This window comes from Methylobacterium tarhaniae (assembly GCF_001043955.1).
Classification (GTDB): domain Bacteria; phylum Pseudomonadota; class Alphaproteobacteria; order Rhizobiales; family Beijerinckiaceae; genus Methylobacterium; species Methylobacterium tarhaniae.
On sequence record NZ_LABZ01000332.1, the window covers coordinates 1 to 739 of the forward strand.

The 739-nt window shown below is 71.0% G+C and carries 1 pseudogene; it reads right to left on the bottom strand.

The annotated features are described in order from the left end of the window. Nucleotides 1-576: pseudogene (locus tag VQ03_RS29745) on the bottom strand (hydantoinase/oxoprolinase family protein); the annotation flags it as partial. Nucleotides 577-739 lie beyond the last annotated feature (163 nt).

The following is a 739-nucleotide window of genomic DNA, read 5'->3' on the forward strand; positions in this document are numbered from 1 at the left end:
GGCGATCGAGCCGCCGCCGGCGCCGACCGTGTGCACGTCGACCATCGGCAGGTGGATCGGGAGCCCGTAATCGATGGTCAGTTCCGCCGAGACCTCCGGCACGCCTCCGGCGATCAGCGCCACGTCGGTCGAGGTGCCGCCCATGTCGTACGTGATGGCGTTCTTGAGCCCCGACTGGGCGAGCGTCGCCGCCGCCGCCATCACCCCGGAGGCCGGGCCCGACATCACGGTCTTGGCCGCCGCCTCGACGACGAGCCCCGCCGGCACGGTGCCGCCATTGCCGTTCATCACCAGCAGGTCGCGGGCGAAGCCCTTGGCGCGCAGGTCGTCCTGGAGGCGGCGGATGTAGCGGTCGAGGATCGGCTGCACCGCGGCATTGACCGAGGCGGTGGTGCCGCGCTCGTATTCGCGGAACTCCGACAGGAGGGCGTGGCCGAGGGTGACATAGGGGTTGGGCCACAGCTCGCGGGCGATGGCGCCGGCGCGCAGCTCGTGCTCCGGGTTGGCATAGGCGTGCAGGAAGTGGATCACCAGGGCCTCGCAGCCCTCCGCCAGCAGGGCGCGCACCAGATCCCGAGGATCCCCGCCAACGCCCATATGGACCTCTCGGTCATCACCGACGCCTTCGTGGTGACGGTGATCGGCGGCATGGGCTCGGTGCCCGGCGCCTTCGTGGCGGCGCTCCTGATCGGCCAGCTCCCGGCCTTCGGCATCCTGATCTTACCGACGGTGACGCTGG